General features: G+C 55.2%; 20 protein-coding genes. 8 read left to right on the plus strand and 12 right to left on the minus strand.

Translation table 11 applies throughout. The annotated features are described in order from the left end of the window. Positions 1–468: 468 nt before the first annotated feature. Positions 469–1257, minus strand: a complete 789-nt coding sequence (locus RAC89_RS07625) for an alpha/beta fold hydrolase (protein ID WP_306612790.1) — start codon at positions 1255–1257, stop codon at positions 469–471. 141 nt (positions 1258–1398) lie between these two features. Continuing rightward, a complete protein-coding gene (locus RAC89_RS07630; RefSeq protein WP_306612792.1) occupies positions 1399–2295 on the minus strand; it encodes an S-layer homology domain-containing protein in 897 nt (298 codons plus the stop codon). Between the two features lie 173 nt (positions 2296–2468). Between RAC89_RS07630 and RAC89_RS07635 the strand changes: the two genes are divergently transcribed. The 4 genes from RAC89_RS07635 (at position 2469) to RAC89_RS07650 (ending at position 6563) form a co-directional block, all read left to right on the plus strand. Then, entirely contained in the window at positions 2469–2624 is a 156-nt protein-coding gene (locus tag RAC89_RS07635) for a hypothetical protein (protein ID WP_284641670.1), read from the plus strand. A 257-nt stretch (positions 2625–2881) separates the two neighbouring features. After that, the gene (locus tag RAC89_RS07640; protein ID WP_284641672.1) at positions 2882–3979 is read left to right on the plus strand and encodes a sugar ABC transporter substrate-binding protein; all 1098 of its coding nucleotides are present in this window, start codon (positions 2882–2884) and stop codon (positions 3977–3979) included. A gap of 76 nt (positions 3980–4055) precedes the next feature. Then, positions 4056–5570: a sugar ABC transporter ATP-binding protein gene (locus RAC89_RS07645; protein ID WP_306612794.1), complete on the plus strand. Its 1515-nt coding sequence runs from the start codon at positions 4056–4058 to the stop codon at positions 5568–5570. A gap of 6 nt (positions 5571–5576) precedes the next feature. After that, positions 5577–6563 (plus strand): ABC transporter permease, encoded by a 987-nt coding sequence (locus RAC89_RS07650; protein ID WP_284641677.1) that lies wholly within the window; start codon positions 5577–5579, stop codon positions 6561–6563. A 40-nt stretch (positions 6564–6603) separates the two neighbouring features. On the opposite strand, the gene RAC89_RS07655 is transcribed toward RAC89_RS07650, so the two are convergent. Further along, positions 6604–6879, minus strand: coding sequence for a hypothetical protein (locus tag RAC89_RS07655; RefSeq protein WP_306612796.1), 276 nt, complete (start codon positions 6877–6879; stop codon positions 6604–6606). 191 nt (positions 6880–7070) lie between these two features. Between RAC89_RS07655 and RAC89_RS07660 the strand changes: the two genes are divergently transcribed. Then, complete coding sequence (locus RAC89_RS07660) at positions 7071–7844, plus strand: hypothetical protein (protein ID WP_306612798.1); 774 nt, start codon at positions 7071–7073, stop codon at positions 7842–7844. A 51-nt stretch (positions 7845–7895) separates the two neighbouring features. Next, the gene (locus RAC89_RS07665; RefSeq protein WP_284641684.1) at positions 7896–8036 is read left to right on the plus strand and encodes a hypothetical protein; all 141 of its coding nucleotides are present in this window, start codon (positions 7896–7898) and stop codon (positions 8034–8036) included. A gap of 94 nt (positions 8037–8130) precedes the next feature. Here RAC89_RS07665 and RAC89_RS07670 read toward each other — a convergent pair whose 3' ends face one another. From RAC89_RS07670 to RAC89_RS07685, 4 genes are read right to left on the minus strand one after another with little or no spacing between them, the layout of a single operon-like run. After that, the gene (locus RAC89_RS07670) at positions 8131–8784 is read right to left on the minus strand and encodes an amino acid ABC transporter permease (RefSeq protein ID WP_284641686.1); all 654 of its coding nucleotides are present in this window, start codon (positions 8782–8784) and stop codon (positions 8131–8133) included. Positions 8785–8820: 36 nt separating this feature from the next. Beyond that, positions 8821–9477, minus strand: coding sequence for an amino acid ABC transporter permease (locus RAC89_RS07675; RefSeq protein ID WP_284641688.1), 657 nt, complete (start codon positions 9475–9477; stop codon positions 8821–8823). A gap of 33 nt (positions 9478–9510) precedes the next feature. Then, on the minus strand, positions 9511–10356 hold the full coding sequence (locus RAC89_RS07680; RefSeq protein ID WP_306616065.1) for a glutamate ABC transporter substrate-binding protein: 846 nt from the start codon (positions 10354–10356) through the stop codon (positions 9511–9513). Positions 10357–10381: 25 nt separating this feature from the next. Further along, positions 10382–11110, minus strand: a complete 729-nt coding sequence (locus RAC89_RS07685) for an amino acid ABC transporter ATP-binding protein (protein ID WP_306612800.1) — start codon at positions 11108–11110, stop codon at positions 10382–10384. Between the two features lie 385 nt (positions 11111–11495). Between RAC89_RS07685 and RAC89_RS07690 the strand changes: the two genes are divergently transcribed. Beyond that, entirely contained in the window at positions 11496–12995 is a 1500-nt protein-coding gene (locus tag RAC89_RS07690) for a CAP-associated domain-containing protein (protein WP_306612802.1), read from the plus strand. Positions 12996–13044: 49 nt separating this feature from the next. Here the strand turns inward: RAC89_RS07690 and RAC89_RS07695 are convergent, their stop codons facing one another. Continuing rightward, entirely contained in the window at positions 13045–13902 is an 858-nt protein-coding gene (locus RAC89_RS07695; protein WP_306612804.1) for an AraC family transcriptional regulator, read from the minus strand. 170 nt (positions 13903–14072) lie between these two features. Between RAC89_RS07695 and RAC89_RS07700 the strand changes: the two genes are divergently transcribed. Next, positions 14073–16739 carry an alpha-L-rhamnosidase gene (locus RAC89_RS07700; protein ID WP_306612806.1) on the plus strand — a complete coding sequence of 889 codons (2667 nt, stop codon included), beginning with the start codon at positions 14073–14075 and terminating at the stop codon, positions 16737–16739. A gap of 45 nt (positions 16740–16784) precedes the next feature. On the opposite strand, the gene RAC89_RS07705 is transcribed toward RAC89_RS07700, so the two are convergent. From RAC89_RS07705 to RAC89_RS07720, 4 genes are all read right to left on the minus strand, one after another. Next, on the minus strand, positions 16785–17783 hold the full coding sequence (locus RAC89_RS07705) for a globin-coupled sensor protein (protein ID WP_306612807.1): 999 nt from the start codon (positions 17781–17783) through the stop codon (positions 16785–16787). Between the two features lie 158 nt (positions 17784–17941). Further along, positions 17942–18229, minus strand: coding sequence for a hypothetical protein (locus RAC89_RS07710; protein ID WP_284641701.1), 288 nt, complete (start codon positions 18227–18229; stop codon positions 17942–17944). 11 nt (positions 18230–18240) lie between these two features. Then, positions 18241–18441, minus strand: coding sequence for a DUF6199 family natural product biosynthesis protein (locus RAC89_RS07715; RefSeq protein ID WP_306612810.1), 201 nt, complete (start codon positions 18439–18441; stop codon positions 18241–18243). 59 nt (positions 18442–18500) lie between these two features. Continuing rightward, positions 18501–19505 carry a phosphatidylinositol-specific phospholipase C/glycerophosphodiester phosphodiesterase family protein gene (locus RAC89_RS07720; protein ID WP_306612812.1) on the minus strand — a complete coding sequence of 335 codons (1005 nt, stop codon included), beginning with the start codon at positions 19503–19505 and terminating at the stop codon, positions 18501–18503. Positions 19506–19538: the final 33 nt, after the last annotated feature.

Raw genomic sequence — 19538 nt, forward strand, 5'->3', positions numbered from 1 at the left:
TTAAGTCTGGGGGGATGGCTAAGCATTAGCCTTTCCAATCAATAATGCCCGTTTCGAGGCTTTATTTGATGCCGGAGCAACTTTTGGGAGCAGCGTCAACATCCATTAAGCAACTTTTGTTGTTACTGGCCCAATATTCCGGGCCGTGATAGGCACCGGACGCGCGGTAACATTATTTTTTCACCTTACTGGCCTAGTTGAACTCATGTTTGGCAAGTTAAGGTGATTTTATAACGTTACACGGCCGTTTCCTGACCTTGATAGGCCATAGGGTGCCCCCTAACGTTATTTTTTCACCTTACTGACCCAATCGAACTCATGTTTGGCAAGTTAAGGTGATTTCACAACGTTACAGTGGGCGTTTGGCCGTTCAGTCTGTTTAAACACACGGCGATACCTTATGGCCTCCCCCGTATCCAGCCCCCAAAACCTTGAACACCATTCTGGAAAATGCAGCTTTCAACTCCATTACCCCTTGAAGAACGCCAGAATCTCGTCCGCCAGCTGCCGCGGCGCTTCCATCATGCTCATATGCCCGGCTCCTGCGATGAGCGCCTGCCGGATGTGTCCGCCCGATGCGGAGAACGTGCGAACCGGAGCCACGATTTGGTCTTCCTCCCCGGCAACCAGCAGGACCGGCACCTTCGCCTCGGACAGCACCTGATTCCGGTCCGGGCGCGTCCGCATGCCCTCCAGCGTCCGAATCGCCCCGCCGGGGGAAGTCCCGAGACCGATCTGCCGCGCTTTGTTCACGGCCTCCGGCATCGACTCCACATGCTTGGGGGCGAACAGCCGGGGAATCAAACCTTCCAAGAACACAGGCAGTCCCTGCTCCCCTATCGTTTGCATTCCCTTCAAACGGCCTTCCTTACCCTTCTCATCATCGGGGAACGCGGTGGAATGCACCAATCCAAAGGCCGTCAGCCGATCGGCATGCCGCTCCGCAAGAGCCAGCGTAATGTAACCACCCAGCGAATGCCCTAAGACACTCGCCTGCTTCAGCTCCAGCGTATCAAGCAAACCTGCAATGTCAGCAGCCATCTCCTCCATAGAGGAACCCGTATCGGGAGCCGACGAAGCCCCGTGACCCCTCAGGTCGGGGACAATCACCCGGAGCTCCGTCTGCAGCAGCGGCACGATCTCGTCCCAATACGCCGAGCTGCCGCAAAATCCGTGCAGCAGCACAACCGGCTGACCGCTTCCCGCTTCATAATAAGCAAGCCTCGCTCCGTTTACATCGGCATATCGCTTATCCATCCTCTGATCACAACCTTCCGCTTAATCTTCATGCTTACTCCTATTATATCTCTTCTCCCCCAGCCTAGCCAAAATGATGAAAAAAGCCCGGCAGTATGCACCGAGCGAAAAGGTGCAGCCTGCCGGGCCGCGTGAAGCCTATTATTTTCCCGCCTCTGCCACCGGTTGATACTTAGCCGAAACGTACGTTACGGCCTTAGGCTCCGTAATAACGGTCAAATAGCTCATGTCGGGCTTCGGATCCGTCACGGTATACTGCACATAGGCCTTGTCGTCCTCGAAGCGAATGCCGGTGATGGCGATGGTATACCCTGAGCTCGGCTTCTCCCCGCGGGAGAGCGTCACCTTATTGACCTCCTCGCTCACCTTCTCCACGGTAACCTGAACCTCTTCCGCCGGGGCAGGCTTCTCGGTGTGGGATTCCACGAACTTGATCGCATTGTGCACCCATACGGCTGCTTCACCGCGGGTGATCTCGCGCTTCGGATACGCCATTCCGTCAATCGGCGTCGAGAGCTTGTGCAGGAACAGCCGCTGCAGGCTGTAGTTATATTGAGGATCCACCTGATCGGCGTCCTTCAGGTTGATAAGCATCTTGATCACCGGGAAGCTGCCCTTCGTATCGATAGCCTGAATCAGCAGATGCGCAAACTGCTCTCTCGTAATGGTGCCGTTCGGATCCACATCCTTCGGAATCGACAAACCATTAAGGTGAGCAATAATAAAAGCTTCGGCATACCAAGCGTCATTGGCGACCGTCGTAAAATAGTCGGAGGCTTCAGGCTTCTTAATAAACCGGATGTGATCGATATTCAGGTCCAGACCCTTCACAAGCAGCTGTATGCTTTGAGCGAAGCTGATCTTGTTCTTCGGAGCGTATCTCTCCGCATCGACGCCGCTTACGATCCCGCGGGATTTCAAGGTCATAATCGATTCCTTCTGCTCGGGGCTGTCTATGTCGTTAAAAGCAAACACCGAGCCGGCCGTTACAGAGCATAACAGCGCGGCCGTCGTAAGAAGAGTTACTACTTTTTTCATTAGGATCATCATCACCTTTATCACGAAAATGGGAAGTACTCCGGAGTTACCTTCAAGACGCCGGCTCCGCTTCAAAGGTTGCAGCAGTGGCAAATAAAATCGGCATGTGCGCCAAATCCGGGCATATACCTAGAAATACACCCGATTCATCCATCTTATAGGAGGGATGCCGAATGCCTCAATCCTTGATTCAGATTGCTTTGATTTTGATTATTGCCCGTTCCGGTTACCGTGCGTTTACTTGCATGCAGAAGCTGCGTAAGCCTTGGCTTGATTTGCTGCATTATATATCGGTGGCCGTAGTAGCGCTAGGCTTTCTGATCCGTTAATCCATAGTAGTATAAGGCATATATAACAAAAAGCTCTCCATGAATCCATACTTTGGATGACGGAGGGCTATTTTCATTTATTACCCCTTGTGATAAAATGTACAATTATTCCATAGATTTGTCGATCAATGACGAATTTCCTTGAAAAATCTTACTTACATATTGACCGCTTCCCATGAACGGTGGTAGAATACGGATAACCAAGTAAACCCATTGGGTTTATCAGATACACATACATAGGGGAGGAATTATTAATTATGAGCAAGTGGAAACAATCCGTTGTCATGCTTCTCGTGCTGGTGCTGTCCATCGGACTGCTCGCCTGCGGCGCCAAGCCGGCAACGACAGAGCAAGCAAGTAAGCCGGAGGGCAATGCCGCGGCAGGCGGAGCCGCAAGTCTTGACGGCAAGAAAATCGCACTCATTATGCAGATTAACCTCGGTACCTTCTCCGCGCAATACATTGAAGGCGTGAAGGAGCAGACGGAAAAGCTGGGCGGAAAGGTCACTGTATTTACAGCGGACGGCGACCTCGCCAAGATGTCCTCCAACCTGGATGCCGCCATTAACCAGAAGTTCGACGCGATTCTGATCGACCACGGTACGGCTGAAGCGCTGGATGCAGGTGTGAAGAAAGCGATCGAGCGTAAAATTCCGGTTGTAGCCTTCGATGCGGACCTGAAGGTTCCGGGCGTTACCGTATTGGAGCAAGGTGACCAGAAGATGGCGGAACTGACGCTGGACCGTCTTGCGAAGGATATCGGCGGTAAAGGGAACATCGTGAAGATCTGGGTAGCCGGCTTCGCCCCGATGGAGCGTCGTCAAATTGCTTACAAGTCTTTCCTTGAAAAGAACAAGGACATTAAAGAAATCGCCGCTTTCGGTGCCGCTTCCCAGAACACGGCGCTGGACACGCAAGCGCAAATGGAAGCGATCCTGAAGAAGTATCCGAACAAAGGCGATATCGCTGCCGTTTGGGCTTCCTGGGATGAATTCGCCAAGGGCGCTGCCCGCGCGATCGAGCAAGCCGGACGTACGGAAATTAAAGTATACGGCATCGACATGAGCGATGAGGATCTGCAAATGATCCAAAACCCGAAAAACCCTTGGATCGCTTCCGCTGCCGTAGATCCGAAGGATATCGGCCGCATTCAAGTGCGTTACGCTTATCAAAAGATCAAGGGCGAGCAAACGCCTGAGAAGGTTGTACTGGATCCGGTGTTCGTCTCCCGCGACCAGCTGCCGCAAACGCAAATCTCCACTGCTCAGCTTAGCGAGCATGTGAAGGGCTGGGGCAACAGCCAGCAGGGTTATACCGATTGGTTGAAGCAAGCCGAGAAGCCTGTGCAGAAGTAAATTTGAGTTATGATCCCATCGGCGCTATGCTGCCGGTGGGATTTTCAGATTATGGGCGAAGGAGCGAGGAACGTTTATGAAGAATGCAGATGCCGCATCTCTTTTGCAAATGAAGGCGATTGTGAAATCGTTCCCAGGCGTGCGCGCCCTGCAGGAGGTGGACTTTGAGGTCCGTCGCGGCGAGATCCACGCGCTCCTCGGAGCGAACGGCGCCGGGAAGAGCACGCTGATGAAGATTTTGTCCGGCGCTTACCGGCCCGATGGGGGCCGGATCCTGCTGGAGGGGCAGGAGCTGTCGATCGGCAGCCCGCTCGATGCCATTCGCAGCGGAATCCAGTGCGTTTATCAGGAGGTGGATACCGCGCTCGTTCCTACTTTGTCGGTAGCGGAGAACATTATGCTCGACAAGCTTACCTCCGGCAGCGGCTGGATTCAGTGGCGAGTACTCAAGCAGGAAGCCGCTCGAGCGCTGGAGGGAATCGGCCTCGGCGGCTTCGATGTCGATCGGCCGGCCGCCGAGCTGACCATTGCTCAGAAGCAGCTGGTGCTGATCGCCCGGGCGCTGGTGCAGAAGGCTCTGCTGATCATTTTTGACGAGCCGACCGCCCCTCTGTCCGGCGAGGAAACCGAGCAGCTGTTCCGCATTCTTGAGCGCTTGAAGGCCGAAGGCGTCGGCTGCGTCTTCATTTCCCACCGGCTGTCCGAGGTGTTCCGCATCTGCGACCGCATCACGGTCATGCGGGACGGGCGGCGCATCTCGACGAAGCCCGCCGCGGACACCGACGCGAAAGCCGTCGTGGAGGAAATGCTTGGCAAGCCGTTCGAGGAGGAATTCCCGAAGGCGGCGGCTTCGATCGGCGAGCCGCTGCTGGAGGCTCGCGGGCTGACCAGCGGCACGAAGGTGCGCGGCGTGGACCTGACCGTGCGGCGCGGCGAGATCGTCGGCGTCGTAGGTCTGGTCGGCGCCGGCAAGACGGAGCTGTCGCGCGTGCTGTTCGGCGCGGACCGGCTGGACGCGGGCGAGCTGCGGCTCAGCGGGCAGCAGCTGCAGCTGCGTGAGCCTTCCGACGCCGTGGATGCCGGGCTTGCGCTCGTTCCGGAGGAACGCCGCAAGCAGGGCATTCTCGTGGAGCAGTCGGTGAAGGCGAACCTGGCGCTGCCGCTGCTGAAGCAGCTGAGCAAGCTCAGCTTCGTGAGCCGCCGCCGGGAGGCGGAGAATGCGGAGGAGCGCATTCGCGAGCTCGGCATTCAGCCGCCGTCCGCGCTGCAGCTTGTGAAGTACCTGAGCGGCGGCAATCAGCAGAAGGTGGCGGTGGGCAAGTGGCTTCCGACGAACGCGCAGGTGTACTTGTTCGATGAGCCGACCAAGGGCGTCGATGTCGGGGCGAAGAGCGATATTTTCCGACTGATCGGCAGGCTCGCTCAGGAAGGCAAGGGCATTGTTTATTTTTCCTGTGAAATCGCAGAAATTCTGGGCATTGCGGACCGGATTCTTGTCATGAGCTACGGCAGGATTGTGAAGGAGCTGACTCGTGAGGAAGCGACGCAGGAGCTGATTTTGTATTATGCCAGCAGCGGGGAGGCTGTGTGATTCGTCATGAAAGACAAGTTTCTGGACTATTCCTATAAATACGGTGCTTTGGTCATTATCGCCGCTGTTTTTGTTGCATTTACCCTGCTTAATGAGCACTTTCTTTCGTACGATAATTTGGCGGACATATTACGTTCCATTTCTATCGTTACGTTCGTCGCGATTGGTGTAACTTTCTCTCAGATCGTCGACGGCTTCGACCTGTCGGTTGGCTCTACCGTCTCTCTAACAACGGTGGTGGTAGCGACGATGATGGTTTGGTACCAGCTGCCGCTAATCGTGGTATTGACGGTTCCGCTGCTCATCGGTATCGTTATCGGTTTGCTGAACGCTTTCCTTATCGTGAAGGTGCGTATACCCGATCTGCTTGCCACGCTGGCCGTCATGTATATCATCGGGGGCGTTCATAAGACGTATACCAAGGGCTTCTCGATCTATAACAACATGCAAATGACCGACGGGACGAAGGCCCCCGGTAAATTCACCGAGTCGTTCCTCTGGATCGGCAAAGGAGAGCTGCTAGGCCTGCCTGTACCGGTCGTCCTAATGATCGTTGCGGTCGTGGCCGTGCATATTTTCCTGACCTATACCCGCTTCGGCCGCCAGCTGTATGTAACCGGCGGCAACCAGGAGGCGGCGCGTCTCTCAGGGATTCAGGTCAACAAGGTTCGAACGATAGCGTATGTGCTGTCCGGGATCTTCGCTGCGGTTGGCGGAATTTTGTTCGCCGCACGGGTCGGCTCCGGCCAGATCGACGCCGGCGCTCCGCTTCTCATGGAGGCGGTCGCCGCCGTGTTCGTCGGCTTCTCCGTCCTCGGCGCCGGCAAGCCGAACGTGATCGGAACGTTCTTCGGAGCGGTGCTGATCGGCGTTCTGCTGAACGGCCTGACGATGCTGAACCTGCCTTACTATGCCTTCGATATCATCAAAGGAACCGTGCTCGTGCTAGCGCTGGCGATTACGTTCATTCACTTGAACCGCAGGAGAGCATAAACCCATATATAGCCCCATTCGGCGCTGTCGCCGGGTGGGGCTATTTTTTGGCTGCTCTCACCTTGAAGGCGATCAGATCAACGAGCAGACCCGCCGCGAACCAGAACCCCAAATGCAAAGCATACAGCAGGGCATGCCAAGCTTCTTCATTCCCCATAGTCTCATGCAGCCTTGCGACTGTTCCTTCGAGTGCCATATTTAGAGGGTTCGTCATGAAAATGAGAATATTTTTGTCATCATGGCCAGACAGGTGGTTTAGACAAATCAGCGAAGAGAACAGCAGAAGCCAGAAGGTGAAGGTTCGGGATATTTTCATCGTAGGAGCCTCCATTCTTTATCGTGCGTGTAAGATCAATGTAACATCATTGCCAAACGGGAAACAGTACTATGTTTCTTTAGTACCCCTGAACCAAAGCAGCATGGCGCTCTCTGCAGTGTCATATACTGAGGTAGTGGAGTTGTCCGATTCACTTTATACTTCCATACGGTATCGGGGAGGAAGGTTACATGACTGCAGGTATATTCCGGTGGCTGAACCTATTAGGGCTGGCTGCCGTGCTTGTGATGAACGGACTTGCGAATGCGCTTCCGCTTGGAGGCAGGACGACGGGAGAAATATCCGCTATGTTTCCCGTGCAGATCACACCGGCCCCTTATGCCTTCTCGATCTGGGGCCTGATCTATGCTCTCTTGATCGCCTACGGCTGGGTGCAGGCGTTCTCCGCAAGACGCAGCTGTCGGGAGGTGCTGGGAGCGAACCCTTGGTTCCTGATCAGCTGCTTCTTCAACATCGGATGGCTGCTGCTTTGGCACCAGCTGCAGATTGCCGCGTCCGTGTTCGCTATGCTCGGTCTGCTCTTCTCCCTGATCGGCTGCTATCTCGGCACACGGCCCCAAGGCAATTCCGGCGATCCTGTGATCCGGCTGCTTGTCCAGCTGCCGTTCAGCGTTTACTTGGGCTGGATCTCGGTGGCGACGATCGTCAATACTACGGTTGCCTTGTCCGCGGCGGACTGGAACGGCTTTGGCTGGTCCGGTACAGTCTGGACGCTCATCCTGCTCGCTGTGGCCACGGTTCTCGCACTGCTGATCGGCTCCCGTTATCACGATCCGGCGTACGTACTGGTCTTCGTCTGGGCCTTCGTCGCTATCGGCGCAGCGAACCTGCGGCTGGAACCGATCGTCGCATATGCCGCTTGGGCGGCTGCCCTGCTTCTGCTCGGCTTCGCCCTGTGGCTGCTGCTCTCGAACAGGCGGGCCCGTACCTCTGCGGCTGCGTAATGGATATTCTCCTCCCGTTGATGGCAACCTATAATCCGGGAGGTGATTTCCATGTCAGGCAGAAATAACAAGCCCAAGAACGACGGACCGGCCAGCGAGCCGTCACGTCTGGATCAGTTCGGCGACAAGCTGGCGGAGGACACGGTGTCCGCAAGTCAAGCGGAAGCTTGCGACAACAATGAAAAGCGCTAATCATACATGACTCAAACAAGGCTGAACACCCGGATTGGCTGTCCGGGGTTCAGCCTTTGTTATGTGCGCTGCCGTTTGCAAGCCCGATGACCCGCTATACTTGCCTCGCCTCCAGCCTTCCCGCCACCAGCGACAACGAATAGTTCACGACGAAGTAGATGAGCGCGGCGAGGAGCAGAATCGGGATAACGAAGTTGATATTTTGCCCGGAAATGATCTGCGCGTTATGCATCAGCTCCGGCAGCGATACCACGACGGCCAAGGAGGTGTCCTTGAGCAGCGAGATGAACTGGCTTACCATCGGCGGCACCATCCGGCGCAGCGCTTGGGGAAGCAGCACATAGCGCAGCGCCTGCACGTAGGACAGTCCGGACGAACGGGCCGCCTCCAGCTGGCCTTTGTCGATCGACATGAGCCCGCTGCGCACGATTTCGGACACCATGGCCGCCTCGAAAACCGTGAGGGCGACGATGACGCCGGTCACGAGATCCAGCTTGATCCCTATCTCCGGCAGGGCGAACTTCGTAAAGAAAATTATCAGCAGCAGCGGCAAATTCCGCACGACCTCCACCAAAACGGCAAGCACTGGGGAAACGACGGGAACCTTGGCAAACCGGAGGGTCCCGATCAGCGCCCCGATGAAGAAGCTGGCGACAATTGCCGCCGCTGCCACCGTAAGCGTCATCCATAAGCCTTCCAGCAGAAACCGCAGATTTGCCGGAGAATACGCCTCAAGCAGGTGTTCCATCCCTATCCCCCCTTCCTTCCGTGTATCCGTTGTCCGTTAAGCCGGTCCTGCCAGCCGCTTCTCCAAATACCTTACGCCGATACTGAGCGGTATGGTGAGCACCAGATAAAACATCGCCACAAAAATATAAACCTCGAACGTCACGAACGACTTCGATGAGATGATGTCCGCGTAATACATCAGATCGAGACCCGCAACGACGCCGAGAACGGAGGAGTTTTTGACCAGGTTCAGAAACTGGTTGCCGATCGGCGGGATCACAATCTTGATGGCCTGCGGAAGCACGACATAACGCATGGTCTGAATGTAGGTCAGGCCCGAGGCCCGGGCCGCCTCCGTCTGCCCCCTAGGCACGGACTGAATGCCGGCTCTTACCGCCTCTGCGATAAACGCGGAGGTATACACGGTAAGCCCGATGGTGCCTGCCGCAAAGCCGTCGAGCGGGATCCCCAGCGCAGGGGAGCCTAAGAAAAACAGCATCACGATGAGCAGCAGCGGAATATTACGGATAAATTCGACGTACGCGGTGCTAAGCCACTGGAGCGGCTTCAACGGAGCGATGCGGAGCACAGCGATCACGGTTCCGAGAACGAAGCTGGCCGCCAGGGCGATCAAGCTCGTTTGAACGGTGTTGCCGAAGCCCAGCAAATACGTATCCCAGTATTTAACCATGATGTCCCATTTCACCCGCATGATCACCTCCTTCGTAACCCCGAAGAGCCTTCGTTACTTGCTTGGCTTCTCGCCGATCCACTTCTCGTACGTCTTATCGTATTCTCCGCTGGCCTTCATGTCCTTCAGGAACGTATTCACGAAGCTTACGAATTCCGAATCTCCCTTGCGAATGGCCATGCCGTAAGGCTCATCCGTAAACGTGCCCCCAACCAGCTGGTAGTTCGGATCCTGCTTCGTCATACCGTACAATATCGCGTTATCCGTGGTCAGCGCATCCCCCTGTCCCGCTTTAAGCGCCGTAAACGCTTCCTGATAGTTCTCGAATTCCAGCGTCGTTGCCTCCGGCGCCTTCGCGCGAATGTTCGCGGCGGAGGTGGAGCCCTTCACGGCAAGCACCTTCGTCCCTTTGGTCAAGTCGGCGATGGACTGAATTTTACTTCCTTTCTTTACCAGCAGCGACTGCCCCGCCTTAAAATACACATCGGAGAAATCGACCTCCTGCTTGCGTTCCTCAGAAATCGTCATGGTGGCGATGATCATGTCGATCTCCCCGTTCTTCAGCATCGGGATGCGCGTCTTCGACGTCACTTCCTTCAGCTCCAGCTTATTCTCATCGCCCAGAATCTTCTTCGCGAGCGCCTTGGCAATGTCGATATCGAAGCCCTCCACTTTCCCCGTCGCGGGATCCTTCAGGCCAAACAGCTTCGTATCATGTTTGACTCCGACGACCAGCTTGCCGCGCTTTTTAATCTCCTCGAGCGTCTTGCCCGGCGCCGCTCCCTGCACGGGCGTAGCTCCCGGCTGGGTCTCCTTGCTGCCCGAACAGCCCGCCAATACGGACAGCGCTACAAGCAGAGCTAAGCCCGCCTTCCACCAAGCCTGTATCCTTTTGACCATCGTCATCTATCCCCTCTCCTTTGGTTTAGTGCTGAAGCAGCCGGCTCAGGAACAGCCTCGCCCGCTCTTCCGCAGGTCTCGTGAAAAACTCCGACGGAGGCCCTTCCTCCACGATCAGCCCCTGGTCCATGAAGATCACCCGGTCCGCCACCTCACGGGCAAAGCCCATCTCGTGAGTGACGACGACCATCGTCATGCCCTCCTTGGCCAGGCTGCGCATGACGTCCAGCACCTCGCCGATCATCTCCGGGTCGAGTGCCGACGTCGGCTCGTCGAACAGCATGATCTTCGGCTTCATGGCAAGTCCGCGTGCTATCGCCACCCGCTGCTGCTGTCCCCCGGACAGCTCCGAGGGATAGGAATCCGCCTTCTCCGGGATACCTACCTTTTTCAAAAAATACAAGGCGGTCTTCTCTGCCTCCTCGCGCTTAATGCCGCACACCTTGATCGGAGCGAGGGTAATGTTCTGAAGCACCGTCATGTGAGGGTACAGGTTGAAGTGCTGGAACACCATGCCGATCTCCCGGCGAAGCTTGTTCATATCGGTCTTCCTGTCGTTCACTTCCACCCCCAGCACGTTCAGCTCGCCGTCCGTAACCGTCTCAAGCCGGTTGATGCAGCGAAGCAGGGTGCTTTTGCCCGAGCCGGAAGGTCCGATCACGACCACGACCTCCCCTTGCTTCACCGATAAGTCAATGTCTTTAAGTACATGAAACGCGCCGTAGTGCTTGTTTACCTTCCTGAACCGAATCATTCGGGTACCTCCTTTATGCGGCGTCGGTTCTTACAGATATATACCCTTTGCATTGAAAATATGACTTTCTCTTTATTAAATCTGTCATAATTTGTCATAGACAAGCAGGTGGGGAGACCCATATCATGAAATAGATACGAATATTATCGAGGAGTAACCGTAGTTGGGTTCTGGTAAAGTGATTTTTTCAGCTTAGAGCGAGGATCAGGACCGGGAGCACAAGGATAACGTGATTTTTTAGCGTTACAGCGAGCGCTAGTACTCTTCTTGCAGGAAGAGTGTCCTCTTAAAGCGATATTTTCACTCTAATCGTGTGGTATCGGCAGTGGTTCGCAGCTTTAAAGTGATTCTTTCACCCTATTACGAATATACGAGGAGGCATCACATGAAACGACTTCTCACTTACGCGCTCCCCATCGTTATGGGGATATCGTCCCTGGCCTGTGCCGCACCTCAAGATGCGGCTGCTGCAGGCAGCTTTACCGACACGGCGAAGCACTGGGCCGCTCCGGCGATCGGCTGGGCGGTGGACCAGCATATTGTGGATGGCTACGAGGATGCTACGTTCCGTCCGGACCAAGCGGTATCGGAGCCGGAATTTTTGGCTATGCTGCTGCGTGCCTACCCGGAGGCTAAGCTCCCCGAGGCGCAAAACGGAGCCTCGTGGTACGAGCCTTACTACAGCTTCGCTGACGCACACCGTTGGCCTGTGATCCGCTCCACCGACCGGGCCAAGTATAACCGCGGTGAGGTCGCCCGGGTGATTGCCGCCTCACAGAAGGGAACGCAGCTTAACGTCAGCGATTCCGTGCGCTTCCTGCTTGAGCAAGGCTTGTCCCAAGGCAAGTCGGCAGCAACCGTCGAAGGCTACGAAGCGGCGGACAAGCTTACTCGTGCAGAGGCCGTACAGTTCATCAGCAACCTGAAGCAAAAGCAGTTTCATCTGCTTCCGGGCCAAAGTCCGGCGGGGTCAGGCACAGTGCCCGCGACTCCCGCACCTCCGGCAGAGCCGGCATCTACCAAAGCTTCGGTTACGGTTAAGGGAGTTGCGATCGGAGATTCCGCGGATGCCGTCATTGCCCGCCTCGGTCAGCCTGCACGGAAGGACGCCGCAGAGTATCCGGGCATGACCTGGTACATTTACGATCAGGATTACGCTTCCTACGCTCAGATCGGGGTCAGCGAGGGGGGCAAAGTTGTCGCCCTGTATACGCCTTCGAGCAATTGGTCGACCGATCGCGGCATTAAGGACGGCTCGGGCAAGGCCGAGGTGACGCAGTCCTACGGCACTCCGCTGAAGTTCATACTGAAGGGGAATACGCAATTTATCATCAATTATGGAAAAAGCGGCGGGGAGTTTGCCACCTACGAGGCAGACGGGGCTTATGTAACGTTCTTCTATGATCTTCATAAGGATCAAACGGTGACAGGCATCCAGGTGGTTGAAAAAGGAACCGAGCAATCGCTCAAAGCATTCTACCCGAAAGGCAGCAGCGAGCTGGCTTCCGCCTTCGAGCGCCAAAGCTTGGACCTTGCCAATGCACACCGGGTAAAGCTCGGTCTTCCGGCCTTCGCCTGGGATGATGCCGCCGCAGCGACCGCCCGCAGGCACAGCCAGGATATGGCGGCCAAGGGTTACTTCGACCATACGAATCTGCAAGGGCTGAGCCCCTTCGACCGGATGGACCGGGACGGTATCGAGTACCGTTCGGCGGCAGAGAACATCGCAGCGGGACAGCAAAGCGCCATTCAGGCGCACCATGGCTGGATGAACTCCGAAGGCCATCGGGTGAATCTGCTAAGCGACAATCAGCGGCTTGGCGTCGGCGTACACTTCGGCGGCGACATGCACATTTACTACACGCAAAATTTCTTGAGTCCTTAACAGAGAAGGACCTGACGGCCTTTGAATCGGCGCAGTCAGGTCCTTTGTTTCATTTCTTGCGGTAACTTGTCGGCGTTACCCCTGTTTTCCGCTTGAACAGCCTGTGAAAAAACTTCAAATCCGCATAGCCTACGGCGGACGCAATATCCCGGATGCTGCGGTCGGACGACCGGAGCAAGCGGCAGGCTGCGTCCATGCGGACATTTTGCAAATACGTGGAATAGTTCATACCGGTCTGCTTCTGAAATAAGCGGCTGAATTGCCGCTCGCTCAGCTTCATCTGGGACGCAAGCTCCTTCAATGTCACATCCCCCGCATAATTCGCGTCAATGTAAGCTATAGCCTGATCCAAAGGGTACCAGCCAGAGGAAGCCGCCGGTCCCTCCGCTGAATGCTGAAGCCGATGAAATCCGATCAAGATGCGAAGTACAATGGATGTCAGCACCGCCTTGCCGCCGGGGAGCATGGCTGCATATTCCCGGTACAGCTCCTTGAACCAGCCGTGAAACTCGCCGGGGTCGCGAGCCTGCCGCCACGAGGAAGACGGCTCCGCATAGACAGCCAGCAGTCTCTCCGCATCCGGGAACATCGACTGCAGCTGCTTCACATATTCCGGCGGGAAAACACAGTTATAGACAACCAGCTTCTTATCCCGCTCCGGCGTAGACGGACGAAATACGTGGGACACACCAACCGGGATAAAAAATACATCCCCCTGCGTGACCGGGATCACTTCACCGCCGATATAGTGGGTTCCCGAGCCTTCACTGACGTAGGTCAGCTCGATGAAGTCATGCCGGTGCTCCGTCAGCTGGAACGTTTCCAGTGCGCGGTTTACGTACAACGAAACCCCCGGCGAGAATAAAGACGTCCCCTGAAGCTCCTCCACCTTGCGCTTAATCCCCAACCTCACCGCCTCCTGCCAGCATGGATCTTTTCCTTATCGTAGTGCATTTCCCCTATTATTGTCCATAGCGACCTATAGGAATGTCCGTTTCACCCCCTCTTCGAATGCTTCAAACCGCTTACAATGAAGGTAATCTTACGAATATCCATCATACCGGGAGGAATGAAACCATGAGTACCTTACATGTTGCCGGCCTTCGCTGCGAGTATCTGCAAAACCCGTTAGGGGTGACGGTAAAAGCGCCGCGCTTTAGTTGGAAGCTCTCATCCGACCTTTTCCATGTGCTGCAAGGAGCTTATCGCATTCAGGTGTCAAAGGAGGATGCCGGCTTCGCTCCGTCGTCCCTCGTATGGGACAGCGGCGTCGTCGCTTCAGACCAAAGCGTTCATGTGGAATATGCGGGAGAACCGCTTGAAGCCATGACAAGATATTACTATCGGGTACAGGTATGGGACCGCTCGCATCATTCCACAGACTGGAGCGAAGTCGCCCACTGGGAGATGGGGCTGTTAACACCGGAGGATTGGCAAGCAGAATGGATTACGCCGGACCCGGCGGTTCTCGATCCGAAATCCGAAGCGGCCTTCCTGCTGCGCAAGGAATTTGCCTTACAGCCGGGCATTCGCCGCGCAGCCTTGTTCGCCACGAGCCTTGGCCTCTACGAGCTGCAGCTGAACGGAGCCAAGGTCGGCGATAGCCTTTTCACCCCGGGCTGGACCAGCTATCGCCATCGGCTTCAGGTGCAGGCTTATGACGTCACAGATCAGCTGAAGGAAACGAATGCCATCGGAGCAACATTGGCTAACGGCTGGTATAAGGGGAATTTGGGCTGGCAGGGAAAGTCGGAGCTCTTCGGGGACACACGTGCGCTGCTGCTCCAGCTGCAGGTCTGGTACGAGGACGGATCGCAGGAAATGCTCGTAAGCGATGCCTCCTGGCGTGCGGCTGCGGGACCGATTCTGATGTCGGAGCTGTACCACGGCGAATCATACGATGCTAGGCTGGAGCATCCCGGCTGGAGCTTGCCCGGCTTCGATGAGACGCGTTGGGCGTCCGTGGCTTCGGTATCTCATCCGAAGGATCTGCTGGTCGGAGAGCAAAGCGAGCGGATTCGGGTTACCGGACAGCTGAAGCCTGTTGCGGTGCTTCGCACTCCTAGCGGCGAGACCGTACTGGATATGGGCCAGAACATGGTCGGACGCATGCGTTTTACCGTTGAGGCTCCTGCAGGAGCAAAGGTTACCCTCCAACACGCCGAGGTCTTAGACAAGGAAGGTAATTTCTATACGGGCAATCTGCGCAGCGCGAAGCAAACCGTAACTTATGTGTGTAAGGGAGGCGTAGAGGAAACCTACGAGCCCACCTTTTCCTTCCAAGGCTTCCGGTATGTCAAGCTGGAGGGCTTCCCCGAGCCGATCGATCCGGAGCGGTTCGTAGGCAGCGTCATCCATACGGATATGGAGCCCGCAGGCTTCTTCGAATGCTCAAATGAGCTGATCAACAAGCTGCAAAGCAACATTGTCTGGGGCCAGCGGGGCAACTTCCTCGATGTCCCTACCGATTGCCCTCAGCGTGACGAGCGTCTTGGCTGGACCGGAGACGCCCAAGTGTTTATCCGAACGGCTGCCTTCAACTATGGAGTCGCCCCTTTCTTCACCAAGTGGCTTAAGGATCTGATGGCCGACCAAAGGCCGGACGGCGGAGTTCCCTTCGTCATCCCTAACGTACTGGGAGAAACCTCCCATTCCTCTGCCGCGTGGGGGGACGCAGCGGTCATCTGTCCGTGGACGATCTACTTGTGTTACGGGGATCGGAGAATTCTTGAAGAGCAGTATGACAGCATGAAGAGCTGGGTGGAATACATTCGAAGCCAGGGGGATAACGAGCTGTTATGGAACACAGGCTTCCACTTCGGGGATTGGTTAGGCCTGGACGCCAAAGAGAACAGCTATATCGGGGCGACGCCGAAGGACCTCATAGCAACAGCGTTCTATGCCTACTCCACCTCTCTTGTAGCCAAGACTGCGGTCGTACTGGGCCATGAGCAGGAGGCTGAGCAATACGGCAAGCTTCATGAACGCATCGTCGAGGAATTCGCCCGCGAATTCATTACGCCGAACGGTCGATTGGCAGGACATACCCAGACCTCCCACGTCCTTGCGCTGATGTTCGATCTGGTGCAGGGGGAAACGAAAGCCCGGTTGGCGGCAACACTGGCCTCCTATGTGGAGGAGCAGAAGGTGCATCTGACTACAGGCTTCGTCGGAACGCCTTATCTCTGCCATGTTTTGTCTTCAAACGGATATCACGAGCTGGCCGTCAAGCTGATGCAGCAGGAGGATTATCCGTCTTGGCTGTATACGGTGCGTCAGGGAGCTACCACCATCTGGGAGCATTGGGACGGAATCAAGGAGGACGGTTCTTTCTGGAGCGACAACATGAATTCCTACAATCATTATGCTTATGGGGCGATCGGAGACTGGCTGTACCGCGTCGTATGCGGAATTGAGCTGGATGAAAGGCTCCCCGGCTACAAAAGGATCGTGCTTCAGCCGAACCCGAACTCCGGACTAACGTATGCCCGGGCAGCCTTGGATTCCTTATACGGAGTCATTCGCAGCGAATGGAGCAAAGCGGGGGACGGCTCCATAACCTACTCTTTCGAAGTCCCTGCCAACACTACCGCCCTCATTCGATTCTCGTCTACCGGAACCCCAACTCCTCTTGTGAACGGGCGAAGTGCATCTGCAGCCGATGGCGTACTCAGCGTAAACACCTTCAACAATCAGGTTGAGCTCGAGGTGGGCTCCGGACGTTACACCATTATAGCCAAGTAACATACCGAAGCCGCCCTGCCGATACGTTCGGGGGGCGGCTTATCTTTATTGCAGCTGCTCCAGGTCGGCAGTTACCTTCTCGATCATTTGAACGAAAGAAGAAAGCTCCTCCGCACTGGCTGCCTGTGTCTGCGATTGCGCCGTGGTCTTCTCCGATTCGCGTTCAAGTTCCCTAAGGAGCTTAGAGATCACGCTAACCTTCTCTTGTATTTGAGAGAGCGCTTCCTTGGAGCCCCCGGCAAGCTTGCGCACTTCATTGGCGACCACCTGAAAGCCGCGGCCCTGTTCACCGGCCCTTGCCGCTTCAATTGCAGCGTTTAAGCCAAGAAGGTGCGTCTGATCCGAAATTTCCTTAATCAGCGTACCCATCTCTTCAATGTGATCAACTTCCTTCGACAGCGAATGTACCATGCCGTTGGCAATTTCCTGCGATTCGGCGGTCCGGATGGCGGAATCGGCTACGGACTGGCTGCTGCCGCTCAGCTGCACCATCATCGAAGCAAGATCCTGTACGGCTGCGTTGATACCCTTAAGCAGGCGGGCCTGGTCATCGGCCAGGGTTTGAATCTTCTTCTTCTCTTCTATTTCATAAGCCTCAAGCACAAGCTGAGAGTCCAGATTGAACATTTTGGTCAGCGAGTGAATGATCTGCAGCCATGCCTCCGGTGCCGCCTGCTTGAAATATCGCGTAGCCAATTCCAAATACAGCATATAAGTCCCTAAGTACCATTGCGTGTCCAGCCCGATTCGGGAATGGACTTGCCCGATAAAGATCCGCTTGTTAATAAACTCCTCATCAATGATTCCCGCCGTTAGCGATAAAAAGTACCACCGCTGGGTTTCCTTCAGCCGATCTACTGTGCTGTGCTTTTCTATGATTTGCCTGAGCTGCGGCTTCTTCATGATTCGGTCATACAGCTCGTCCACCAGCTTGTCAACCACCGCTTGGAATACCGGTTCTTGCTTTTGCAAAAGTGATAAATCTTCGTCCGTAATGCCGGTATACTCCAGCTGCTCTTTTCGCGCTTCAGATAAATGCTTCATTCGATCCCCCATGCTGCTTCATAATAATGTGAATTGGCAGTACGGCTGCAATCTGCAGCCCCTAACCCAGACTCCCTTTCATTTTACCCTGTTTCGACCGTTCGCGCTATTGCAAGCAGGCCAGCAGAAAAAAGCAGCCCTAGGGCTGCCATCGTACCTTACCATTGCGTTTTTAATTGTTTGAATGCAGCAATGAAGGCGTCCGGACGATCCTTCAACGTATAGGAGAATACGCCTTGGCTCGTGTATAAATATAACATCCCGTCCGTTCCACCCATGTGCCGGTAGGAGGCGTCGAACACTTCCGCAACCGGAAAAGCCCGGTTCCGGGTTACGAGCTTATCGGGATATAGAACCATTTCACGATGATCGGTGACCGTGGTTTGCTCGGAGCCCTCCACTTTCCTCTCCACCTTATAGTAGGGCTGTTTGGCTATCCAATTCACGCAGCTCCTCCTTATTCCAAGAGCCCGGCAGCGACTGCCGCTGCGCCAGCTACGGTCATTAACGCCCCACCCAGTCGGGTAGACCACAAATACAAAACAGAAGGCTCCGTGGCATCACCGGACTTCCAGCTTTCCGTAACAGCCCACAGGACTGACGGTTTGATCATCATGAGCAGCCCGATTAGAACAAGCAAAACTCCTATCGCCGCCATAGCTCACCCCACAACATGAATTCATTAAGGATATATACGATTTATGCTGTGTTCGCGTTTCAGTGGAGCCTTTCCATCTGCCGGTTGCGGTACATGAAGAATGCCAGCATCATGAAAAATACCATGATAAACATCCGGCTATCCTTCCAGAAATCCGTAAACTCGGATGTCTCCGATTCTATGGACGACAACGCTTGGACGGCCCCCGTAAAATACCGGCTTCGGTTCGGCAAGAAGTCCGTGTACACGCCGTAAACACCCTTCTCGCTTAGCGTTTGAATCTCTTCCTGGGTGTTTACGGTGTGAGTGTATATTTTCACTCCGGCCTTGTGCAGAGCGGAGACCAGCTCTGGAATGAGGGAGACTCGCTCCACAGGCATGGCTACTGTCCGAATCTGATGATCGGTTACGAATTGTACCGTCTGCGCTACCGGCTCATCACTTAAATAGAGCGAGTACAGCAGGTTCGGAAAAGAATAAATTTCCATCACGGCATCATACATCTGGGGAGTATAAATCTCCGGGATCAACCGCTCCAAAATGGATGGCTCCACTTCATTCGCAATCTGCCTGATATATTCAAATTGCTTGCGGACCAGCTCAACGTCCGTTTCCTTCGTATCGGTAACAATATATACATCCGGGTACTGCTGCATTAATTTGGCTACATCCCGAAACGACAGCGGTTTATACTTCTCCAAAATTTGGGCGCTTTTGAATTCCCTTAGATTAAGCGATTCTCCGATTCGGTCTTCCGGCAGACTTTGCTTCAAAAGATCGGCCGTATAGGGAAGCCAGTCGTGTCTGGCGGCCAGCTTTCCGTCCCCCGTCAAAATCAGATCGACTTCAAATACCCTATGTCCCTTCTCGTAATTGACCACAAAGGCTTCATAGGAATTCGTATATTCAGCTCCGCTAATCCCGCCCATGGCATGGGCGATTATTCGATGCTGCGTCCATTGCGGCGGCTCAGCCGCAGCCCTACTGGGCTGCAGTGCGGTACACATACAAAAGATGGTCACCAGCGTGATCAGCATCAGGCGTTTCAACACTACCACTCCCATCTGTAGGAAATTCCCCCTACAATAGTAAGCGGC

Origin of the sequence: Paenibacillus sp. GD4 (assembly GCF_030846225.1) — a bacterium.
GTDB lineage: Bacteria > Bacillota > Bacilli > Paenibacillales > NBRC-103111 > Paenibacillus_G > Paenibacillus_G silviterrae.

Excerpts from the sequence above, each read along its gene's own strand:
- RAC89_RS07625 (WP_306612790.1), bottom strand. The coding sequence starts at position 1,257 with ATGGATAAGCGATATGCCGATGTAAACGGAGCGAGGCTTGCTTATTAT.
- RAC89_RS07630 (WP_306612792.1), bottom strand. The coding sequence starts at position 2,295 with ATGAAAAAAGTAGTAACTCTTCTTACGACGGCCGCGCTGTTATGCTCT.
- RAC89_RS07635 (WP_284641670.1), top strand. The coding sequence starts at position 2,469 with ATGCCTCAATCCTTGATTCAGATTGCTTTGATTTTGATTATTGCCCGT.
- RAC89_RS07640 (WP_284641672.1), top strand. The coding sequence starts at position 2,882 with ATGAGCAAGTGGAAACAATCCGTTGTCATGCTTCTCGTGCTGGTGCTG.
- RAC89_RS07645 (WP_306612794.1), top strand. The coding sequence starts at position 4,056 with ATGAAGAATGCAGATGCCGCATCTCTTTTGCAAATGAAGGCGATTGTG.
- RAC89_RS07650 (WP_284641677.1), top strand. The coding sequence starts at position 5,577 with ATGAAAGACAAGTTTCTGGACTATTCCTATAAATACGGTGCTTTGGTC.
- RAC89_RS07655 (WP_306612796.1), bottom strand. The coding sequence starts at position 6,879 with ATGAAAATATCCCGAACCTTCACCTTCTGGCTTCTGCTGTTCTCTTCG.
- RAC89_RS07660 (WP_306612798.1), top strand. The coding sequence starts at position 7,071 with ATGACTGCAGGTATATTCCGGTGGCTGAACCTATTAGGGCTGGCTGCC.
- RAC89_RS07665 (WP_284641684.1), top strand. The coding sequence starts at position 7,896 with ATGTCAGGCAGAAATAACAAGCCCAAGAACGACGGACCGGCCAGCGAG.
- RAC89_RS07670 (WP_284641686.1), bottom strand. The coding sequence starts at position 8,784 with ATGGAACACCTGCTTGAGGCGTATTCTCCGGCAAATCTGCGGTTTCTG.
- RAC89_RS07675 (WP_284641688.1), bottom strand. The coding sequence starts at position 9,477 with ATGCGGGTGAAATGGGACATCATGGTTAAATACTGGGATACGTATTTG.
- RAC89_RS07680 (WP_306616065.1), bottom strand. The coding sequence starts at position 10,356 with ATGGTCAAAAGGATACAGGCTTGGTGGAAGGCGGGCTTAGCTCTGCTT.
- RAC89_RS07685 (WP_306612800.1), bottom strand. The coding sequence starts at position 11,110 with ATGATTCGGTTCAGGAAGGTAAACAAGCACTACGGCGCGTTTCATGTA.
- RAC89_RS07690 (WP_306612802.1), top strand. The coding sequence starts at position 11,496 with ATGAAACGACTTCTCACTTACGCGCTCCCCATCGTTATGGGGATATCG.
- RAC89_RS07700 (WP_306612806.1), top strand. The coding sequence starts at position 14,073 with ATGAGTACCTTACATGTTGCCGGCCTTCGCTGCGAGTATCTGCAAAAC.
- RAC89_RS07705 (WP_306612807.1), bottom strand. The coding sequence starts at position 17,783 with ATGAAGCATTTATCTGAAGCGCGAAAAGAGCAGCTGGAGTATACCGGC.
- RAC89_RS07715 (WP_306612810.1), bottom strand. The coding sequence starts at position 18,441 with ATGGCGGCGATAGGAGTTTTGCTTGTTCTAATCGGGCTGCTCATGATG.
- RAC89_RS07720 (WP_306612812.1), bottom strand. The coding sequence starts at position 19,505 with ATGGGAGTGGTAGTGTTGAAACGCCTGATGCTGATCACGCTGGTGACC.